This is a genomic window from Alkalibacterium sp. s-m-28 (assembly GCF_054658175.1).
Genome location: NZ_BAAGIQ010000219.1, coordinates 1 through 827, shown reverse-complemented (window position 1 = coordinate 827; position 827 = coordinate 1). Strand labels below are relative to the sequence as shown.

The window sequence follows — 827 nt, the reverse complement described above, 5'->3', positions numbered from 1 at the left end:
TAAACTGGACCCCATGTCAAGGACAGTTTGATAAAAACCCCTTATAATTTATTATCGCTCCTTCTATGATAACGTCATAGGAGGAGCGATAATACGTTTAAGCCTGGATCAATACTTAGATTTTGGGTGGGGATTATCCAACAAAAAAATGAATAAGAAGGATTTTAATAGCCTAGAAACCCTTGGTTTCTCAATCTTTAGAGACATGCATACAGAACGCGTTTATCCAAACTGGATGTTACGTTATTTTGAAACATTGACTGAAAGCGAACAGAGGGTGTACTTCCACTCCTTTCGCCAGGTGACTGATCAAATGTATTCCGAAGATTATTTGATTGATCGGTTGAAATGGATTTTAAAATATCCAGCTATCGAAATGGAATACGACCTCTATGTTCATGCAAAACTGGATTTAGATTTTTATTATCCTGCTGTTTTCAAACCCGAAAAATGGACACAATTAGAGGAAAAATATTTTGATCGCTTTAATGAGGATATTCTATCGGTACTTGAATCTCAGGAAAATCAGGCGTTTTCACCAAATGACTCAGGGGATACACACCCGTTTTAAAATAATCATAATATTGATTAGGAGATAATTTCGCCAGTTTCCACTGATAGCGTTCTGTATTATGATAATCCATATAGTCATCAATAATGGGGTGAAGGTCTGAGAACGCCTCAACATCACCAAGATAAGCTATTTCGTCTTTCATGTGTCCAAAGAAGGATTCTTGGGGAGCGTTATCCCAACAGTTTCCTCTTCGTGACATAGATTGACGCAGTTCTTTATCCGCGAGTAATTTTTGAAATTTTATACTTGTATA

At 36.6% G+C, this 827-nt stretch carries 1 pseudogene; it reads right to left on the bottom strand.

Annotated features, from left to right (window positions below):
* Positions 1–572 precede the first annotated feature (572 nt).
* Positions 573–827, bottom strand: a pseudogene (locus ACYQ4S_RS12025) (IS3 family transposase); the annotation flags it as partial.